The following is an 18250-nucleotide window of genomic DNA, read 5'->3' on the forward strand; positions in this document are numbered from 1 at the left end:
TTCGTCAGCCGCTGAACTCGTAGGTCCAGGCCGCGCCCTGGGCCGCGAAGTCGATGTCCGTGATCTCCAGCGCGCGCCCGTGCTGGTCGCTCACCACCCGGTGTACGACCAGGCGGGCCGCGCCACCCCCCGCCGCGGTGGCGGGGCCGGGCGGCACGCCGATCGACTCGCGGCGGGTGAGGCGGAGCCCGGCCTGGTGCATCCAGTGGTAGAGCAGCCGCAGATCGGGCTGGAGCGTGGCGCCGTTACGACCGGCTCCCTTGCCGCGCCGGTACCGGCCGAGCTGAGGGATCTCCGCGAGCGCGGGCCGGGAGAACCACGACACCGACCGTTGCAGGGCGGCGCCGCCGGGGGACAGGACGACATGCCGGTGGACGAGCGTCGGCTCGCCGGGGACGAGCGCGAGCCGCCCGGTCAGCGCGGCCGGGGGCGCCTCCCAGGCCAGGGAGGCGCGGACCAGCGCGTCGGCCGCCTCCGCCCCGCCGGGAAAGACCTGCCGACGGGGCGTCAGGGCGGGCGTCCGCGGCTCGTGTTCGGGACCGGCCGCGAAGGTGCCACGGCGGTCGGTGACCACGAGCCGCTCCTCCCGCAGCAGTTGGAGCGCACTGCGGACGGTCGCCCGGTTGACGTGATAGCGGTGCGCGAGGGAGCGCTCGGACGGGAGCCGGCTTCCGGGGGCGAGGCGCCGGTCGGTGAGGTCGCCGCGCAGGGCGGTGGCGACCTTGAGGTAGAGCGGGACCACCGCCGCCTGCTCGGGTTCGGGCTCAGCCATGTTCAACCCTCTCTTTGCTCAGCGTGACCACGCGGGTCGTGTGGGTGAGCAATTCCTATCATTGGTCTAAACCATTGGGGAAGGGGGGTCGGCGGGAGTGGCCGAAACCGGAACGTTCCCGGGGTGCGGGCGACAACGGCTGACCTTGTAATGAATCTCGACCGGTAGCGGCGGTGGAAGAGGCGGGTGAGGCCGGATGACGACACCGTCGGAGCGGGCCGAGGTCGGCCGAGCGGCCCGCAAGATCGTGCCCCGCTCCTCGCACGGACGCTGGATACCCTCCTCGCAGCGCCCCGACCCGCTGACCGTTCTGGAGCTCCAGGCCGTCGACCGGGTGCCCGAACTGGTCCCCCTCCGCTACGGCAGGATGGCCGCCTCGCCCTTCGGCTTCCTGCGCGGCGGCGCCGCCGTCATGGCCGCCGACCTCGCCGCCCAGCCTCGCACCGGACTCACCGTCCAGCTCTGCGGGGACGCCCACCTGCTCAACTTCGGCGTCTACGCTTCACCCGAACGGACGCTTTTCTTCGACGTGGACGACTTCGACGAGACCCTGCCCGGACCCTTCGAGTGGGACGTCAAACGGCTCGCCGCGAGCGTCGCCGTCGCCGCGCTGGAGAACGGCGCCACCCAGGCCAAGGCCCACCGCGCCGCCCTCGTCGCCACCGCGTCGTACCGCACCGCCATGCACCGCCTCGCCGGCCTCGGCGAACTCGCCGTCTGGTACGGGCGGATCGACGCGGGCGACCTGGTCTCCCTGGTACGCCCGGACCGGCGCGCCCGGGTCGAGAACCGCCTCGCCCGCGCCCGTCGCCGCACCAGCCTCCAGGCGCTCGCCGCGCTCACCCACCGGGACGAGCACGGCGGCCGGCGCTTCGTCGACGACCCGCCGCTCCTCCAGCGCACCACGGACATGGACCGGATCGCCCTCGGCAAGATCTTCAGCGACTACCGCAGCTCTCTCTCCGGGGAGCGCCGCCTCCTCCTGGACCGCCACCGCTTCGTCGACGCGGCCCGCGAGGTCGTCGGCGTCGGCGGCGTCGGCACCCGCTGCTTCGTCCTCCTCCTCGAAGGCCGGGACGCCGAGGATCCGCTGTTCCTCCAGGTCAAGGAAGCCGGCCGCTCGGTCCTTGAGCCGTACCTGCCGCCCAGCGTGTACGCCCATCAAGGGCAGCGGGTCGTCTGCGGGCAGCGTCTCGTCCAGGCCGCGAGCGACATCTTCCTCGGCTGGATGACCGGGCCCGAGCGACGGCACTTCCACTGGCGTCAACTGCGCGACAGGAAGGGCCCGGCGGAGGTGGAGAGCATGTCGCCGGCGATGCTGCGCGAGTACGCGGCGCTCTGCGGCCGCGCCCTGGCCCGCGCCCACGCCCGCTCCGGCGACCGGATCGCGATCGCCGGCTACCTCGGTTCCTCGGACGTCTTCGACCGGGCCGTCGCCGACTTCGCGATCCGGTACGCCGCCCAGAACGCCGACGACTACGCGGCGCTCGGCGCGGCCATCGCGGCGGGCGTGATCCCGGCGGCGCCGGGCGCGTGAGGCCCCCGGTTGCCAGCGGCCTGACGGGGCCTCACAGGCCGTACAGTCCCGGGGCGTGGCGAGGGTTCGCGACGGAGGGCCGGTCCGCGCGAACCCTGGACGGACCGCCCCGCCGCCGTCTTCCTTCCCGCGTCCTACGCCTCGCGCCGCAACGGCGGCTCGGACGGCGTCTGCGGGATCGCGCCGAACAGCACCGCACGGGCCACCGCCGGGGCGAACAACGCGGTCATCGGAGCCGTCAGGGTCAGGACCGAGCGGAAGGCCGCGCCGACCACCGGATCCCCGGCGTACCGCTCCTGGAGGCGGCGCAGGTACCAGCCCACCGGCTTGTCCGCCGGGCCCGCGCCCACGGCGTTGCCGATCGCGCCAGGCATCTTCCTGTCCGCTCCGGCCGAGATGTCCCACGCCGGCTTCGACGCGTCGAGCAGCGCCTTCTGGACCGTGCGCGTGGTCGCCGTCCGTCGGGGGTCCGTCAGCGCCCGGCGCAGGGCGACCGCGCTGATCGCGGCGACCGCCATGCCCTGTCCGTAGATGGGGTTGAAGGCGCACAGCGCGTCGCCGATGGCGAGGAAGCCGGCCGGGCGACGCCCCGGACGGTCGTACCTGCGGCGCACGTTGGCGGTCTTGCGGAAGCCGAAGACCGAGGACTCCGGCTCCGCCCTCGCCAGCCACTCGCTGACCAGGGGGTGCGGGAGCCGCTTCGCGAACTCTTCAAAACCGGCCTCGTCGGTCGGGGGCAGGTCGTCGCGCAGCCCGGACAGCGTCACGAGATGCCGGCCGCCCCCGACGGGGACGACGACCCCGCCGTACACCTGGCGGGGGTTGGGCACGATGTTGAAGCCGAGGGCGTCCGTCGAGCCGTCGACGGGACCCCGGTAGACGCGCGTCGAGTAGGCGAGGCCCGTGTCGATCACCTCTTCGTGGGGTGCCTCGGCGCCGATCGCGGCGAGCCAGTCGGGAGCGTGCGAGCCGCGGCCCGACGCGTCCACCACCAGATCGGCCGCCAGCGTGCGAGCCTCCCCGCCGGAGCCTGTCCCTGTCCCGGTCCCGCCTGTCCCTGTCCCGGCCGCCGTTTTCCTGCCGGCGCCGCGCTCCCGCAGCAGCACCCCGCGCACCCGTGCGGAGTCGCCGGTCAGGCCGACCGTCTCGACCCCCTCGACGACCTCGATCCGCGGGTCGGCGAGCACCCGTCGGCGCACCAGCCATTCGAGCTGCGCGCGCGGGCCCGTGTGGATGGACGTGGTCGCGGCCGTGCGGCGGAACCACTGGCCGTTCTGCCACTGGATCATGTCGCTGGGCATGCCCACCAGGGGCGCACCGAGCTCCGTGAGCTCGTCCGTGAAGCCCGGCAGCAGCTCGTCGAGCGCCTTCTGGCCCCCTTCGATCAGCACATGGGTGTGCCGGCCCTGCGGTACGCCCGGCCGGGCGTCCGGCCCCTCGGGGAGGCGGTCGCGTTCGACGACCGTCACTCTCTCGGCGTGCTCGCTGAGCACCCGCGCGGCCAGCAGGCCCGCGAGACTTCCCCCGATGACCACCGCGTGACGTGCTCCGAGGTGCCCCAAGTCGTCGGCCATCCCCGCCCTTTCGACGTCGTGGATCTACGACTGTCCAGTATCCACGGTCTCTTGGGGCGCGTCGCGGGTGCCGAGACGCAGGTGCTCGATGTGGTAGACGGCCTCGTCGAGGAGTTGGGCCACGTGGTTGTCGTAGAGGCTGTACTCGATCCGGCGCCCCTGCCGGACCCCCGTGACCAGGCCGAGGGCGCGCAGCAGGCGCAACTGGTGGGAGACGGCGGACTGCTCCATGTCGACGGAGTCGGCGAGCTCGGTCACGCCGCAGGGACCCTGGCGCAGCTTGGTGAGGATCATCAGCCGCGACGGGGTGGCCAGAGCCTGGAGGGTGGCGGCGATGGTGGCCGCGGACTCCGCGTCCAGGTGGGTCGCCCGCGTCGCTCCGCCGTTCACTCCGTGTCCCATGCGCTCATCGTAGCGGCGCCTCCATAGGTACAGATGAAGACCTCTTCATGTGTTCCGCTATGGTGGTCTCCTCGTTTCCTCGCTCCCCCGAGACCCAGAGGTGTTTCCTCCATGGCTTCCCCGGTGCTCGACACCCAGGCCGCCCCGCCCCGGACGGCGCCCGCGCCCTCCCGTGGGACCCGCGTGTCCGCCCTGCCCGAGGTCCGGTGGGCGGCGCTGTCCGCCCTCGCCTTCCTCCTCGCCCTCCCCCTGGACCTGTCCGGCGCCCCCGCCTGGACCTGGGGCCCGCTCTACGCCGTCTGTTACGCGGCCGGAGGCTGGGAGCCCGGCTGGGCGGGGCTCCAGGCGCTGCGCGAGAAGTCCCTCGACGTGGACCTGCTGATGGTGGTCGCCGCGATCGGCGCCGCGGCGATCGGCCAGTACCTCGACGGCGGCCTGCTGATCGTCATCTTCGCCGTCTCCGGCGCGCTGGAGGCCCTCGCGACCCGGCGCACCGCCGACTCCGTACGCGGACTGCTCGACCTCGCGCCCGCGCGGGCGGTACGCCTCACCGGCGCCGACGGCGGGGAGGAGGCGGTGGACGTGGCGGACCTCAGGGTCGGCGACACCGTCCTCGTACGGCCGGGGGAGCGGCTGCCCGCCGACGGCACCGTGCTCCACGGCGCGAGCGACGTCGACCAGGCCACCATCACCGGCGAGTCGCTGCCTGCCGCCAAGGCCCCCGGCGACGAGGTGTTCGCCGGCACCCTCAACGGCACCGGAGCGCTGCGCGTCCGCGTCGACAAGGACGCCGGCGACTCCGTCATCGCCCGGATCGTCGCCCTCGTGGAGGAGGCCAGCGCCACCAAGGCGCCCACCCAGCTCTTCATCGAGAAGATCGAACAGCGCTACTCCGTCGGCGTCGTCGTCGCCACCCTCGCCCTCTTCGGCGTGCCGCTCGCCCTCGGTGCCGACTTCACGAGCACGCTGCTCCGCGCCATGACCTTCATGATCGTGGCCTCGCCCTGCGCGGTCGTCCTCGCCACCATGCCGCCGCTCCTGTCGGCGATCGCCACCGCCGGACGCCACGGCGTCCTGGTCAAGTCCGCCGTGGTGATGGAGCGCCTGGGCACGGTCGACAGGGTCGCGCTCGACAAGACCGGCACCCTGACCGAGGGCGCGCCGCGCGTGACTCAGGTACGGGGCGACGAGGAGGCGCTCGCCCTCGCGGCGGCGGCCGAGCTGCCGAGCGAACACCCCTTGGCCCGGGCCGTGGTGGCCGCGGCGCGTGCCCGGGGACTGAGCGTCCCGGAGGCGAGCGACTTCTCGTCCGTGGCCGGCGAGGGTGTACGGGCGGTCGTCGAAGGACGCGAGGTGCGGGTGCGCCGGGCCGAGGGCGAGCACGCCGACACGGCGGTCGAGGTCGTCGTCGACGGCGCCCGCGTCGCCGTCCTGGAGTTCGCCGACCGGCTCCGCGACGGCGCCCCGGAGGCGGTCGCCGCCCTGACCCGGCTCACCGGCACCACCCCCACCCTGCTGACCGGCGACAACGCGGCCGCGGCCGGCCGGATCGCCGAGCGGACCGGTATCACCGACGTCCGGGCGGGGCTGCTGCCGCAGGACAAGGTCGCGGCGGTACGGGAGTGGGAGCGGGCCGGCGCACGGGTCCTGGTGGTCGGCGACGGCGTCAACGACGCCCCCGCCCTGGCCGCCGCCCACAGCTCCATCGCCATGGGCCGGGCCGGCTCGGACCTGGCACTGGAGACCGCCGACGCGGTCGTCGTACGGGACGAACTGGCCACCGTCCCGGCGGTCGTGGCGCTCTCCCGGCGCGCCCGCCGCCTGGTGGTCCAGAACCTGGTGATCGCGGGTTTCTGCATCGGGGCTCTGGTGATCTGGGACCTGGTGGGTCACCTTCCGCTGCCGCTGGGCGTGGCCGGCCACGAGGGCTCGACGGTCCTGGTGGGCCTGAACGGCCTGCGGCTGCTGCGCGACGCGGCATGGCGGAAGGCGGCCGCCGGGCGGTGAGTCTGCCCGGGTGGGGCGAGCGCACGTTCGGTCTAGCGTCCCGCGCCGCTCGCACCACCTGCTCGTAGCGTCGAAGCGACAGCCGCACGAGCGTCGGGAGGCACGATGAACTGCCGCACTGCCCTGGCCGCGATGACCCTGGCATGCGCGTCCCTGATCCCTTTGGCCGGGACCGCGCAGGCACAGGACCTCGACTGTGAGCACTTCGTCTTCCAGGAGGACGCGCAGGCGGAGTTCGAGAGGGATCGCAGCGATCCGCACGGGCTCGACGAGGATCCGGGCCCCGACGACCACATCGCCTGCGAGCATCTTCCCCGAAGGAACGGCGCGGCCACGCCGGCGCCCGTGATTCCACCCCCGCTGCCCGTGACCCCGACCGTGCCGCCCCGGACTCCCACCGCGGTGACCATGAGCCCCACCGTGATGCCCTCGCGCGGAGCCCAGGGCGGGACCGGCGGATCGTATGACCCCACGGGACTCGAGGTCGGCATCGGCCTGGGTCTCGCCGCCGTCGCCACGGCGGCCGGTGGTTACACGCTGCTGCGCCGCCGCCGTTCCCGCACCTGACGGCCGGTCCGGCCACATCGGCGCCGGCGCGTGCCCGGGGGCTCAGCCCTCCGGGCGGGGCAGACCGCGCTCGTACGCCTTGGCCGCCCGAGCTACCGCTCCAGCTCGCTCAGCGCCCGGGTGAGCCACTCCACCCAGAACCGCTCCAGATCGATCCCGCCGCGCAGGACCAGGTGGCGCAGCCGGTCCGGCTCGCTCTCCCGGCGCGCCGGCGGGAAGTCCCGTACCTCGATCGCCAGGTATTCCTCCAACTGGCGCTGGTGCAGGTCGAGATGGCGCCGCAGCTCCTCCCGCATGCCGGGCGCGCCGACGACCGCCGCCGCCCGCATGCGCAGCAGCAGCGCCGAGCGCAGGGGCTTGGGGTCCTCGCTCCGCGCCACCCACTCGGTCAGCTCGGCGCGGCCCGCGGGCAGGACTTCGTACTCCTTCTTCTGCCCCCGGGCCGGTGTCGCCGCGGGCAGGGCACGGATGTGCCCCGCCTGCTCCAGCTTCCCCAGCTCGCGATAGATCTGCTGATGCGTGGCCGACCAGAAGTAGCCGATCGACCGGTCGAAACGGCGCGTCAGCTCGAGGCCGGAGGACGGCTTCTCGAGCAGCGCGGTCAGGATCGCGTGCGGGAGGGACATGCCCGCATCCTAGATTCGTTCCGCGCGCCCCCGGCCGGGATCACAGAGCCGCCGCGAGCCGGGTGCCCTGGTCGATGGCGCGCTTGGCGTCGAGCTCGGCGGCCACGTCGGCGCCGCCGATCAGGTGCGCCGTACGGCCCGCGGCGATCAGCTCCTCGTACAGGCCGCGGCGCGGCTCCTGGCCCGTGCACAGGACGATCGTGTCGACCGGCAGGATCTGCCGCTCGCCGTCGAGGACGATGTGCAGACCCTCGTCGTCGATCCGCTCGTAGGAGACGCCCGCGACCATGGCGACGCCGCGGTGCTTCATCTCCGCGCGGTGGATCCAGCCCGTCGTCTTGCCGAGGCCCGCGCCGACCTTGGAGGTCTTGCGCTGGAGCAGGTGGACCTGGCGCGGGGGCCGGGGCCGCTCGGGCGCGCGCAGTCCGCCGCGCGTCTCGTAGGAGGTGTCCACGCCCCACTGCCGGAAGTACGTCTCGGGGTCCTGGCTCGCGCCCTCGCCGCCGTCGGTGAGGTACTCGGCGACGTCGAATCCGATGCCGCCCGCGCCGAGGATCGCGACGCGCTCGCCGACCGGGGCGCCGTCGCGCAGCACGTCGAGGTAGCTGACGACGCTGGGGTGGTCGATGCCCTCGATCTCCGGGGTGCGGGGGGTGACGCCGGTGGCGACGACGACCTCGTCGTACTCCGCGAGCAGCTCGGTGGTGGCGGTGGTGTTCAGCCGGACGTCCACGCCCCGGGCGTCGAGCTGGGTGCGGAAGTAGCGCAGCGTCTCGTCGAACTCCTCCTTGCCCGGCACCCGCTTCGCGATGTTCAGCTGGCCGCCGATCTCGCCCGCGGCGTCGAACAGGGTGACGGAGTGGCCGCGTTCGGCGGCGGAGACGGAGAAGGCGAGTCCGGCCGGGCCCGCGCCGACCACGGCGATCCGCTTGGCGAGCCGGGTGGGGGAGAGGACCAGCTCGGTCTCGTGGCAGGCGCGCGGGTTCACCAGGCAGGAAGTGATCTTCAGGCTGAAGGTGTGGTCCAGGCAGGCCTGGTTGCAGCCGATGCAGGTGTTGATGGTGTCGGCGCGGTCGGCGGCGGCCTTGGCGACGAACTCCGGGTCGGCGAGGAAGGGGCGGGCCATGGAGACGATGTCGGCACGGCCCTCGGCGAGGATCTGCTCGGCGACCTCGGGGGTGTTGATGCGGTTGCTGGTGACCAGCGGCACGGAGACCGCGCCCATGAGCTTCTTGGTCACCCAGGTGTAGGCGCCGCGCGGCACGGAGGTCGCGATGGTGGGGATGCGGGCCTCGTGCCAGCCGATGCCGGTGTTGATGATGGTGGCGCCGGCGGCCTCGATCTCCTTGGCGAGCGAGACGACCTCGTCCAGGGTCGAACCGCCGGGCACCAGGTCCAGCATCGAGAGGCGGTAGATGAGGATGAAGTCCTCGCCGACCCGCTCGCGGATGCGGCGGACGATCTCCAGCGGGAAGCGGACCCGGTTCTCGTAGTCGCCGCCCCAGCGGTCGGTGCGCCGGTTGGTGGCGGCCGCGATGAACTCGTTGATCAGATAGCCCTCGGAGCCCATCACCTCGACGCCGTCGTACCCGGCGGCCTTGGCGAGCTCGGCGCAGCGGGCGTAGTCCTCGACGGTCTGCTCGACCTCGGCGTCGGTCAGCTCGTTCGGTACGAAGGGGCTGATCGGCGCCTGGATCGGGCTCGGCGCGACGAGGGCCGGGTGGTAGGCGTACCGGCCGAAGTGGAGGATCTGCATCGCGATCCGCCCGCCCGCCTCATGCACGGCGTCGGTGATGAGGCGGTGCTCGGCCGCCTCCTCCTCGGTGGTCAGCTTGGCGCCGCCGTCCCAGGGCCGGCCGGCCTCGTTCGGGGCGATGCCGCCGGTGACGATGAGGCCGACGCCGCCCCGGGCGCGCTCGGCGTAGAAGGCGGCCATCCGCTCGAAGCCGTTCTCGGTCTCTTCGAGGCCGACGTGCATCGAGCCCATGAGCACCCGGTTGGGCAGGGTGGTGAACCCGAGGTCGAGCGGGCTCAGCAGGTGCGGGTACGGGGTCATGGTGGGGCGCCTCCTCGCGCGGGAACGTCACCACCAGTTCTAAGGGACCCCGCCCCGCTTTTGCAACTAGTTGCAGAACACTCGGGACGTGACCTGTACTACTCGGTAACCGCCGCCGCCGGATCCCGCCGCCCCTCCGGCGCCTCCTTCCGCCACTCCTCCCTCGCCGCTGTCCACGCGTCCAGCTCCTCCGCCGTGCGCGGGCCCTCGGCGTCGCCGGCGAGGAGGCCGTGCGCACGCAGCAGGCGGGTCACCGCCATGCCCCACGGCCGGCGCAGCCGGGCCGCCGCCAGCAGGGCGTCGTCGGCGAGAAGCTCCACGACCGGACCCGTCCGAAGGCCCTCGGGCGAGAGCACGGCGGCCTCGTCCGCCCACCGCAGCGCCAGATCGACATCATGGGTCGCCATCACCACCGTCGTGCCCGCCTCGCGAAGCCGCCCGAGCGCCTCGAGGAGCCGCTCCTGCCCGTGCGGATCGAGGCCCGCCGTCGGCTCGTCCATGATGAGCACCCGGGGCCGCATCGCCACGGCGCCCGCGATCGCCGCCCGCTTCCGCTGCCCGTACGAGAGCAGATGGGTCGGCCGGTCCTCCAGGGCCACGATGTCCAGCGCCTCCAGGGCGTCGCGCACCCGGAGCCGTACCTCCTCCTCCGGCAGCCCGAGGTTCATCGGACCGAACGACACGTCCTGGCCGACCGAGGCCGCGAACAGCTGGTCGTCCGGATCCTGGACGACCAGCTGCACGGTCGTCCGCAGCCGGGTCAGCCCTTTCCGGTCGTACGACACCTCCTCGCCGTTCAGACGGAGCGCGCCGCTGCCGCAGCGCAGCCCCCCGCTCAGCAGCCGCAGCAGCGTCGTCTTGCCGCTGCCGTTGCGGCCGAGAAGGGCCAGCGCCCGTCCCTCCGGCACGGCGAAATCGATGCCGTCGAGGACGGCGGGGCCGTCCTCGTAGGCGAACCCGGCCTTCACCAGCTCCACGACGGGCGACCTCAGGACAGGCGACGCGACACTCACGGCAGGGACCTTTCCAGTACGAGGGTGAGGGCGACGAGACCGGCGAGGAGGCCGGCCGTCGCGGCGAGGAACCGGCCCGAGACCGCCGCCTCGGGCACCAGGACCCGCAGGGTCCCGTCGTAACCCCGCCCGGCGAGCCCCGCCTGCAGGCGCTGCGCCCGGTCGAAGGCGCGCACGAACGCCGTCGCGCCGAGCCCGGCGAGCGAGCGCCAGGCCGCCGCCCGGGAGGTCAGCCCGAGCCGGGCCGCCTGCGCCTGCCGGATCTTGGACATCGCGTCCAGGAGAAGGAAGCTGATCCGGTACATCACCAGGGCGACGTCCACGACCGGCGCCGGCACCCCCGCCCGCACCAGTCGCGGCAGCACGTCCGAGACGGGTGTGGTGAACGCGAACAGCAGCACCCCCAGGGAGGCGGCCGACGTCCGCAGCAGCAACTCGCCCGCGTGCACCGGCCCGTCCGGTGCGAGCGCGACGAGCCCGCGGGCCCCGCCCACCTCGAACAGCAGCGGAACCGCGCCCGTCACGCAGAACCCCAGCGGGATGCGGAACGCGCGCCACAGCTGACGCCCCGGCACACCGGCCGGGCCCAGGAGCACCACGAGGGTGGCCGCCGCGACGAGCACGGCACCGGGCCACGGCGGCAGACAGACCGCCGACAGGGTCAGACCGAAGCCGAGGACGGCCTTCTCGCACGGGTGACGGCGGCGCCAGCGACTGCTGTGCGCCGCCGCGTCGATCGGCAGCACCGGCGGTTACTCGTCGCCCGTGGCGGCGCGTGTCACCTTCGGGGCGTCCGTGGCGACCGTGGTGTCCGTGCCGACCGGTGTGGCCGCCGCGGCCAGCGCGCGCTCCTCGCCCTGCCGACGGCCGCGCCGCAGGCCGAAGTAGTACGCGAGCACCCCGGCCCCCAGCGCCGCCTGGAGCGAGAACAGCGCCGACTCGACCTCGCCGGACGGCGGCTCGTACAGCGGGCTGAACCACGGCTCGTAGTCGGGGTCGATCTCGGTGATGGCCGTCTCCGCCTCGGCGTCGGCCCCGGCGAACGGCTCCTCCTTGTGGTCCCCCAGACCCAGCAGGAGAGGGAGCACCGCGAGCGCCGCGACGACGAGCAGCAGAGCTGTGTTGATCTTCGCGTTCCGGCTCATCAGGCACTCGCCTCCGCCGTCTTGGTCCCGGTCCCGGTCCCGGTCTCGGTCGGGGTCCCGGTCTTGCGGGTGCCGGGGAGCAGGATCCCCAGGCGGGTCAGCTCCCCCTTGCTGGACTGCGTGAGCAGGCGCATCACGAGCACCGTGAGCAGGCCCTCGCTGACGGCGAGCGGCAGCTGCGTGACGGCGAAGATCCCGCCGAACTTGGCCAGCGCGCCGATGACACCGCTGCCCGGATCGGGGAAGGCCAGCGCGAGCTGCACGCTGGTCACGCAGTACGTGGACAGATCGGCGACGAACGCGCCGAAGAACACGCTCACCATGAGCGGCACGCCGGAGCGGCGCAGCAGCCAGTACGTTCCGTACCCCGCCCACGGTCCGACGATCGCCATCGAGAAGACGTTGGCGCCGAGCGTGGTCAGCCCGCCGTGCGCCAGCAGCAGCGCCTGGAAGAGCAGGGTGATGGTGCCCAGGACCGCCATCACCGGGGGCCGGAACAGAATCGCCCCCAGGCCCGTGCCGGTGGGGTGGGAACAACTCCCCGTGACGGACGGAATCTTGAGCGCGGACAGGACGAAGGTGAACGCACCGGACGCACCGAGCAACAGGGTCGACTCGGGATTGGACCTGACCTCGCGGGTCAGCGCGCGGACGCCGTGGACGACGAACGGAGCGGACGCGACGCCCCAGGCGGCGGCGTGCACAGGGGGCAGATACCCCTCGGCTATATGCATGGTTGGGAGACCCTCTCCAGCACCTCGTGGATGGACAACGCACCTTGGCCGGTCTCCTGGCTGACGGGTCATGCCGCCGCGACTCCGCCTTCCCACACCGCAACGGTCTCCCGCGGCGGTGCAGTGGCTTCCCCGGGGGGATGGAGCCGGACTTCCCGATCACAGTGGCGAGGGCCGCACCGGTACCGCACCGGTTTCCCGTACACCAAGGCCCTGCGACATTAGTGGGTTGACCAGGTACATCACAACACGGGTGCGGTCCGAGGCGCTCTGTGACGAGCGCCTCGCGACCTGTTCCGCTCATTCCTTCCGGTAGCCGTACGCCTCCGAGGCCGCCGCCACCACCGCGTCCAGGTCCCCGCCGGCCGAGGCCGTGACGAGGGCCGCGACGGCGCCCTCGACGAACGGGGCGTCCACGAGCCGGGACCCCTCGGGCAGCTCGTCCTCCTCCGCCAGGAGCGCCTTGACGGTCAGTACGGCGCTGCCCAGATCGACGAGCAGGGCCACTCCGGCGCCCCGGTCGACCGCCTCCGCCGCCTCGACGATCAGCTCCGAGCTGGTCCCGAGGCCGCCGTCCGGGGTGCCGCCCGCCGGGGCGATCGGCGCGGTCGCCCCGCCGCCCGCGAGCCCCTGGGCCAGTTCGGCGACGGCGTGGGCCACGGCCGCGCTGTGCGAGACGAGCACGATCCCCACCGGCCCGCTCATCCGGTCGCCACCTCCGCGAGGGCGGCGATCAGCAGCGCCGACGAGGTCGCGCCCGGGTCCTGGTGCCCGATCGACCGCTCGCCCAGATAGCTGGCTCTGCCCTTGCGCGCCTGGAGCGGCACGGTCGCGAGGGCGCCCCGCTCGGCCGCGTCCCGGGCCGCGTCGAAGGACTCGCCCAGCGCCTCGGCGGCCGGGAAGAGCGCGTCCAGCATCGTCTTGTCACCGGCCTGAGCCCCGCCGAGCCGGCTCACGGCGGCGACCCCGGCGCTCAGCGCGGCCGCCAGCTCCTCCCTGGTCACGGTCGCGGATTCGCCGAGCTCCTTGCCGGTCCGGCGCAGCAACGTCCCGTACAGCGGCCCGGAGGCGCCGCCGACGGTGGAGATCAACTGCCGTCCGGCGGTGATGAGTACGGCCCCCGGCGTCGGGGGCGGCTCCTTGTCCAGTACGTCCCGTACGGCGGCGAAGCCGCGCTTGAGGTTGGCGCCGTGGTCGGCGTCGCCGATCGCCGAGTCGAGCTCGGTCAGGCGGTCGGCCTCGCGGTCGACGGCCGCCGCGGCGGCGGTGAGCCAGCGAGTGAAGAAGGCGGCGTCGAGCGCGCCCCCGCTTTCCGGCCCGTTCATGTCGCTCATGTCCGTCATCCCCTCGTCACCGGCCCCAGCGCAGGGCGGGCGTCCGCACGGGCGCGTCCCACAGGCGCAGGATCTCCTCGTCGGCCTCGCACAGCGTCACCGAGCAGCCGGCCATGTCCAGCGAGGTCACGTAGTTCCCCACCAGGGCCCGGGCGACCGGCACCCCGCGTTCGTTCAGCACCCGCTGCACCTCGGCATGGAAGCCGTACAGTTCGAGCAGCGGTGTGGCGCCCATCCCGTTCACCAGGGCGAGAACCGGCCCGGACGGCCGCAGGTCCTCCAGTACGGCATCGACGGCGACGTCCGCGATCTCGCCCGAGGTCATCATCGGCCGCCGCTCGCGCCCCGGCTCGCCGTGGATCCCGATCCCCAACTCCAGCTCGCCCGGGGGCAGGTCGAAGGTGGGACCGCCCTTGGCGGGTGTGGTGCAGGCGCTCAGCGCCACCCCGAAGGAGCGCGAGCGTTCGTTCACCCGCCGCGCGATCGCCTCGACCCGCTCCAGCGGCGCGCCCTCCTCCGCCGCGGCGCCGGCGATCTTCTCCACGAAGAGGGTCGCCCCGGTCCCGCGCCGCCCGGCCGTGTACAGACTGTCGGTGACCGCCACGTCGTCGTTCACCAGCACCTTGGCGATCTGGATGCCCTCGTCCTCGGCGAGCTCGGCGGCCATCTCGAAGTTGAGCACGTCCCCGGTGTAGTTCTTGACGACGAACAGCACCCCGGCCCCGGAGTCGACGGCCGCGGCGGCCCGCACCATCTGATCGGGCACGGGCGAGGTGAACACCTCCCCGGGACACGCCGCCGCCAGCATCCCGGGCCCCACGAACCCGCCGTGCATCGGCTCGTGCCCGGACCCGCCGCCCGACACCAGCGCCACCCGGCCGGCGACGGGAGCGTCCCGCCGCATGACCACGCGGTGCTCGACATCGACGGTGAGCTCGGGATGCGCGGCGGCCATGCCCCGTAGCGCGTCGGCGACCACGGTCTCGGGAACGTTGATCAGCATCCTCACGGAGTACCTCCTGATGGGATGAGCAGGAGCCCTCAGTCTGCCCATATGCCCGGCCCGGACGCCGCACCGTCCGGGCGCGTGTACGTGAGGAGCGCGCACGGAGGTGCGTGTACGTGAGGAGGCGGTCAGACGTTGCGCCGGTACTGGCCGCCGATCTCGAAGAACGCCTCGGTGATCTGCTGGAGGGAGCAGACGCGGGCGGCGTCCATGAGGACGGCGAAGACGTTCCGGCCGCTCACCGCCGCCTCCTTGAGGGCGGCCAGGGCGTCGTGCGCCTGGTCGCGGTGGCGGTCCTGGAAGTCCCGTACGCGCTGCAGCTGGGACTGCTTCTCCTCCTCGGTCGCGCGGGCCAGCTCGATGACACCGGGCTCGGCCGTCTCCGCGTGCGGGTTGCGGAAGGTGTTGACGCCGATGATGGGCAGCGTGCCGTCGTGCTTGCGCTGCTCGTAGAGCATCGACTCGTCCTGGATGCGGCCGCGCTGGTAGCCGGTCTCCATCGCGCCGAGGACGCCGCCGCGCTCGCTGATCCGCTCGAACTCGGCCAGGACGGCCTCCTCGACCAGGTCGGTGAGTTCGTCGATGACGAACGAGCCCTGGAGCGGGTTCTCGTTCATCGCCAGGCCCCACTCCCGGTTGATGATCAGCTGGATGGCCAGGGCCCGGCGGACCGACTCCTCGGTGGGGGTGGTGACGGCCTCGTCGTAGGCGTTGGTGTGCAGGCTGTTGCAGTTGTCGTAGATGGCGATGAGCCCCTGCAGGGTGGTGCGGATGTCGTTGAAGTCCATCTCCTGGGCGTGCAGGGAGCGCCCGGACGTCTGGACGTGGTACTTCAGCTTCTGCGAGCGCTCGTTGGCGCCGTACTTCCGCTTCATCGCGACCGCCCAGATGCGGCGGGCGACGCGGCCCAGTACGGAGTACTCCGGGTCCATGCCGTTGGAGAAGAAGAACGACAGGTTCGGGGCGAAGTCGTCGATGTGCATGCCCCGGGCCAGATAGGCCTCGACGTACGTGAAGCCGTTGGCCAGGGTGAAGGCCAGCTGGCTGATGGGGTTGGCCCCCGCCTCGGCGATGTGGTAGCCGGAGATGGACACCGAGTAGAAGTTGCGGACCTTGTTCTCGATGAACCACTCCTGGATGTCGGCCATCATCCGCAGGGAGAACTCGGTGGAGAACAGGCAGGTGTTCTGGCCCTGGTCCTCCTTCAGGATGTCGGCCTGCACCGTGCCGCGCACGTTCGCCAAGGCGTGCGCCCGCAGCTCGGCCTCCTCCTCGGGCGACGGGTCGCGGCCCTCGGCGGCGCGGAACGCTTCGATCCGCTGGTCCATGGCGGTGTTGAGGAAGAACGCGAGGACGGTGGGGGCCGGACCGTTGATCGTCATCGACACCGAGGTCGTCGGCGCGACCAGGTCGAAGCCGTCGTACAGCGCCTTCATGTCCTCCAGGGTCGCGACCGAGACGCCGGAGGTGCCGACCTTGCCGTAGATGTCGGGGCGCTCGCCCGGGTCACGGCCGTAGAGCGTCACCGAGTCGAAGGCGGTGGACAGGCGGGTGGCCGGCTGGCCCTCGGACAGCAGCTTGAACCGGCGGTTGGTACGGAACGGGTCGCCCTCGCCGGCGAACATCCGGGCCGGGTCCTCGCCGTCGCGCTTGAACGGGAACACCCCGGCGGTGAACGGGAAGTAGCCGGGCAGGTTCTCCCGGCGCCAGAACCGCACCAGCTCCCCGTGGTCGTTGAACCGGGGCAGCGCCACGCGGGGGACCTTGTTGCCCGACAGGGACTCGCGGGTCAGCTTGGTGCGCAGCTCCTTGTCCCGGACCTTCACGACCTGCTCGTCGCCGGAGTAGGACGCCACGACGGCGGGCCAGCGTTCGATCTGCTCCGCGATCTCGTGCGGGAGCCGCCTGCGGGCGTCGTCGAGCAGCGAGGCCACGCCGTCGGCGTCGGAGCCGGCCTCGACGAGTTCGCCCTTCACCAGGTCGAGGCGCTGCACCCGCCGGGCCGCCTCGGCCAGCTGCTCGGTCTCGGCGTGGTAGGCGCGGATGGTCTCGGTGATCTCGGCGAGGTAGCGCACCTGTTCCGCGGGGACCACCTGCCGGATGCCGGAGGAGTGGCGTACGTCCACCCGCGGCAGCGTGCCCTCGGCCAGCGGCAGCCCCTTCTCGGCGAGAGCGGGCGTCAGGTGCTGGTAGAGCGCGGTGACACCGTCGTCGTTGAACGTCGCCGCCGAGGTGCCGAACACCGGCATGTCCTCGGGCTTCTTGCCGAAGGCCTCGCGGTTACGGATGAGCTGGCGGCTCACGTCGCGCAGCGCGTCCTTGGCGCCGCGCCGCTCGAACTTGTTGATCGCCACCACGTCGGCGAAGTCGAGCATGTCGATCTTCTCCAGCTGCGAGGCGGCGCCGAACTCCGGCGTCATCACGTACATCGAGGTGTCGACGTACGGCACGATCGCCGCGTCGCCCTGGCCGATGCCCGGCGTCTCGACGATCACCAGGTCGAACCCGGCGGCCTTCACCACGTCGATCACATCGGAGAGGTGCTCGGGCAGCTCGTGGCTGCCGCGGGTGGCCAGGGACCGGAAGAAGACCCGGCCCCCTTCCAGGGAGTTCATCCGGATCCGGTCACCGAGCAGCGCGCCACCGCCACGGCGGCGGGTCGGGTCCACCGCGATCACCGCGATCCGCAGCTTGTCCTGCTGGTCGACGCGGAACCGGCGTACCAGCTCGTCGGTCAGGGACGACTTGCCCGAGCCGCCGGTGCCGGTGATGCCGAGCACCGGCGTGACCCGTGCCGCCGCGGCGGCACGCAGCTGTTCCAGGAGGTCTGTGGGCAGCTTGCCCAGTTCGGCGCCGGTGATGGCGCGGGCGACCGCGAAGCGGTCACCGGCGAGGACGGCGGCGGCGTCGGCCGGCTTGCCGTCCCAGAGGTCGAAGTCGCAGTCCCGGATCACCGAGTTGACCATCCCGGCGAGGCCGAGCCGCTGGCCGTCCTCGGGGGAGAAGATGGTCACTCCGCTCCCGCGCAGCCGGGCGATCTCCTCCGGCACGATCACGCCGCCCCCGCCGCCCACGACGCGGATGTGGTCCGCGCCCCGCTCGCGCAGCGACTCGACCAGGTACTCGAAGTACTCCACATGCCCGCCCTGGTAGGACGAGACGGCCACGCCGTGCGCGTCCTCCTCGAGCGCCGCGTCCACGACCTCGAGCACCGACCGGTTGTGTCCGAGGTGGATGACCTCGGCGCCCTGGGACTGGAAGATCCGCCGCATGATGTTGATCGACGCGTCGTGCCCGTCGAACAGGGCTGACGCTGTGACCAGGCGGACGGGATGCACGGGGCGGTGCAGATCGCTCATGGGGGCCTTCCCAGATGGGCCAGGAGAACGCTGACGAACAAGATACTAGGACGTCCTAGTAAATTCTCGGGGTGAGGGTGGTGTGACGACGAGCACAGGGATCGGTCGGCGACCGGCC

At 72.7% G+C, this 18250-nt stretch carries 16 protein-coding genes and 1 riboswitch; of the genes, 3 read left to right on the forward strand and 13 right to left on the reverse strand.

Annotated features, from left to right (window positions below; translation table 11 throughout):
* Positions 1-4: 4 nt before the first annotated feature.
* The gene (locus ACF06X_RS13265) at positions 5-772 is read right to left on the reverse strand and encodes a GntR family transcriptional regulator (protein ID WP_392287354.1); all 768 of its coding nucleotides are present in this window, start codon (positions 770-772) and stop codon (positions 5-7) included.
* A 196-nt stretch (positions 773-968) separates the two neighbouring features.
* Between ACF06X_RS13265 and ACF06X_RS13270 the strand changes: the two genes are divergently transcribed.
* Positions 969-2309 carry a DUF2252 domain-containing protein gene (locus ACF06X_RS13270; RefSeq protein ID WP_392287355.1) on the forward strand — a complete coding sequence of 447 codons (1341 nt, stop codon included), beginning with the start codon at positions 969-971 and terminating at the stop codon, positions 2307-2309.
* Positions 2310-2443: 134 nt separating this feature from the next.
* Here the strand turns inward: ACF06X_RS13270 and ACF06X_RS13275 are convergent, their stop codons facing one another.
* Together ACF06X_RS13275 and ACF06X_RS13280 are read right to left on the reverse strand one after the other, a co-directional pair.
* Entirely contained in the window at positions 2444-3883 is a 1440-nt protein-coding gene (locus ACF06X_RS13275; protein WP_392287356.1) for an FAD-dependent oxidoreductase, read from the reverse strand.
* A gap of 24 nt (positions 3884-3907) precedes the next feature.
* Positions 3908-4285, reverse strand: coding sequence for an ArsR/SmtB family transcription factor (locus ACF06X_RS13280; protein WP_392287357.1), 378 nt, complete (start codon positions 4283-4285; stop codon positions 3908-3910).
* Positions 4286-4396: 111 nt separating this feature from the next.
* Between ACF06X_RS13280 and ACF06X_RS13285 the strand changes: the two genes are divergently transcribed.
* Both ACF06X_RS13285 and ACF06X_RS13290 read left to right on the forward strand, forming a co-directional pair.
* Positions 4397-6292, forward strand: a complete 1896-nt coding sequence (locus ACF06X_RS13285; RefSeq protein WP_392287358.1) for a heavy metal translocating P-type ATPase — start codon at positions 4397-4399, stop codon at positions 6290-6292.
* Positions 6293-6397: 105 nt separating this feature from the next.
* Complete coding sequence (locus ACF06X_RS13290; RefSeq protein WP_392287359.1) at positions 6398-6859, forward strand: excalibur calcium-binding protein; 462 nt, start codon at positions 6398-6400, stop codon at positions 6857-6859.
* Positions 6860-6951: 92 nt separating this feature from the next.
* Here the strand turns inward: ACF06X_RS13290 and ACF06X_RS13295 are convergent, their stop codons facing one another.
* The 10 genes from ACF06X_RS13295 to icmF all read right to left on the reverse strand — a co-directional run bounded on the left by ACF06X_RS13295 (position 6952) and on the right by icmF (position 18132).
* On the reverse strand, positions 6952-7485 hold the full coding sequence (locus ACF06X_RS13295; RefSeq protein ID WP_392287360.1) for a PadR family transcriptional regulator: 534 nt from the start codon (positions 7483-7485) through the stop codon (positions 6952-6954).
* Positions 7486-7525: 40 nt separating this feature from the next.
* On the reverse strand, positions 7526-9541 hold the full coding sequence (locus tag ACF06X_RS13300) for an FAD-dependent oxidoreductase (protein ID WP_392287361.1): 2016 nt from the start codon (positions 9539-9541) through the stop codon (positions 7526-7528).
* 98 nt (positions 9542-9639) lie between these two features.
* Positions 9640-10554, reverse strand: coding sequence for an ATP-binding cassette domain-containing protein (locus tag ACF06X_RS13305; RefSeq protein WP_392287362.1), 915 nt, complete (start codon positions 10552-10554; stop codon positions 9640-9642).
* Positions 10551-11300, reverse strand: a complete 750-nt coding sequence (gene cbiQ, locus ACF06X_RS13310) for a cobalt ECF transporter T component CbiQ (RefSeq protein ID WP_392287363.1) — start codon at positions 11298-11300, stop codon at positions 10551-10553. The genes ACF06X_RS13305 and cbiQ overlap by 4 nt, the downstream gene beginning before the upstream one ends.
* Before the next feature lie 6 nt (positions 11301-11306).
* Positions 11307-11699 (reverse strand): energy-coupling factor ABC transporter substrate-binding protein, encoded by a 393-nt coding sequence (locus ACF06X_RS13315; protein ID WP_392287364.1) that lies wholly within the window; start codon positions 11697-11699, stop codon positions 11307-11309.
* Complete coding sequence (locus ACF06X_RS13320; protein ID WP_392287365.1) at positions 11699-12433, reverse strand: energy-coupling factor ABC transporter permease; 735 nt, start codon at positions 12431-12433, stop codon at positions 11699-11701. Before ACF06X_RS13320 ends, ACF06X_RS13315 begins: the two co-directional genes overlap by 1 nt.
* Before the next feature lie 28 nt (positions 12434-12461).
* Positions 12462-12686: riboswitch (cobalamin riboswitch) on the reverse strand.
* 47 nt (positions 12687-12733) lie between these two features.
* Positions 12734-13138 (reverse strand): dihydroxyacetone kinase phosphoryl donor subunit DhaM, encoded by a 405-nt coding sequence (gene dhaM / locus ACF06X_RS13325; RefSeq protein WP_392287366.1) that lies wholly within the window; start codon positions 13136-13138, stop codon positions 12734-12736.
* Positions 13135-13767, reverse strand: coding sequence for a dihydroxyacetone kinase subunit DhaL (gene dhaL, locus ACF06X_RS13330; protein ID WP_392287367.1), 633 nt, complete (start codon positions 13765-13767; stop codon positions 13135-13137). Before dhaL ends, dhaM begins: the two co-directional genes overlap by 4 nt.
* A gap of 16 nt (positions 13768-13783) precedes the next feature.
* Positions 13784-14776, reverse strand: coding sequence for a dihydroxyacetone kinase subunit DhaK (dhaK, locus tag ACF06X_RS13335; protein ID WP_392287368.1), 993 nt, complete (start codon positions 14774-14776; stop codon positions 13784-13786).
* A 125-nt stretch (positions 14777-14901) separates the two neighbouring features.
* Positions 14902-18132 (reverse strand): fused isobutyryl-CoA mutase/GTPase IcmF, encoded by a 3231-nt coding sequence (gene icmF / locus ACF06X_RS13340; RefSeq protein WP_392287369.1) that lies wholly within the window; start codon positions 18130-18132, stop codon positions 14902-14904.
* Positions 18133-18250: the final 118 nt, after the last annotated feature.

Origin of the sequence: Streptomyces sp. NPDC015346 (assembly GCF_043078785.1) — a bacterium.
Taxonomy (GTDB): Bacteria; Actinomycetota; Actinomycetes; order Streptomycetales; family Streptomycetaceae; genus Streptomyces.

What these genes read in the sequence shown, in the direction of transcription:
- ACF06X_RS13265 (WP_392287354.1), bottom strand. Translation starts at nt 772, where the DNA reads ATGGCTGAGCCCGAACCCGAGCAGGCGGCGGTGGTCCCGCTCTACCTC.
- ACF06X_RS13270 (WP_392287355.1), top strand. Translation starts at nt 969, where the DNA reads ATGACGACACCGTCGGAGCGGGCCGAGGTCGGCCGAGCGGCCCGCAAG.
- ACF06X_RS13275 (WP_392287356.1), bottom strand. Translation starts at nt 3,883, where the DNA reads ATGGCCGACGACTTGGGGCACCTCGGAGCACGTCACGCGGTGGTCATC.
- ACF06X_RS13280 (WP_392287357.1), bottom strand. Translation starts at nt 4,285, where the DNA reads ATGGGACACGGAGTGAACGGCGGAGCGACGCGGGCGACCCACCTGGAC.
- ACF06X_RS13285 (WP_392287358.1), top strand. Translation starts at nt 4,397, where the DNA reads ATGGCTTCCCCGGTGCTCGACACCCAGGCCGCCCCGCCCCGGACGGCG.
- ACF06X_RS13290 (WP_392287359.1), top strand. Translation starts at nt 6,398, where the DNA reads ATGAACTGCCGCACTGCCCTGGCCGCGATGACCCTGGCATGCGCGTCC.
- ACF06X_RS13295 (WP_392287360.1), bottom strand. Translation starts at nt 7,485, where the DNA reads ATGTCCCTCCCGCACGCGATCCTGACCGCGCTGCTCGAGAAGCCGTCC.
- ACF06X_RS13300 (WP_392287361.1), bottom strand. Translation starts at nt 9,541, where the DNA reads ATGACCCCGTACCCGCACCTGCTGAGCCCGCTCGACCTCGGGTTCACC.
- ACF06X_RS13315 (WP_392287364.1), bottom strand. Translation starts at nt 11,699, where the DNA reads ATGAGCCGGAACGCGAAGATCAACACAGCTCTGCTGCTCGTCGTCGCG.
- ACF06X_RS13320 (WP_392287365.1), bottom strand. Translation starts at nt 12,433, where the DNA reads ATGCATATAGCCGAGGGGTATCTGCCCCCTGTGCACGCCGCCGCCTGG.
- dhaM (WP_392287366.1), bottom strand. Translation starts at nt 13,138, where the DNA reads ATGAGCGGGCCGGTGGGGATCGTGCTCGTCTCGCACAGCGCGGCCGTG.
- dhaL (WP_392287367.1), bottom strand. Translation starts at nt 13,767, where the DNA reads ATGAGCGACATGAACGGGCCGGAAAGCGGGGGCGCGCTCGACGCCGCC.
- icmF (WP_392287369.1), bottom strand. Translation starts at nt 18,132, where the DNA reads ATGAGCGATCTGCACCGCCCCGTGCATCCCGTCCGCCTGGTCACAGCG.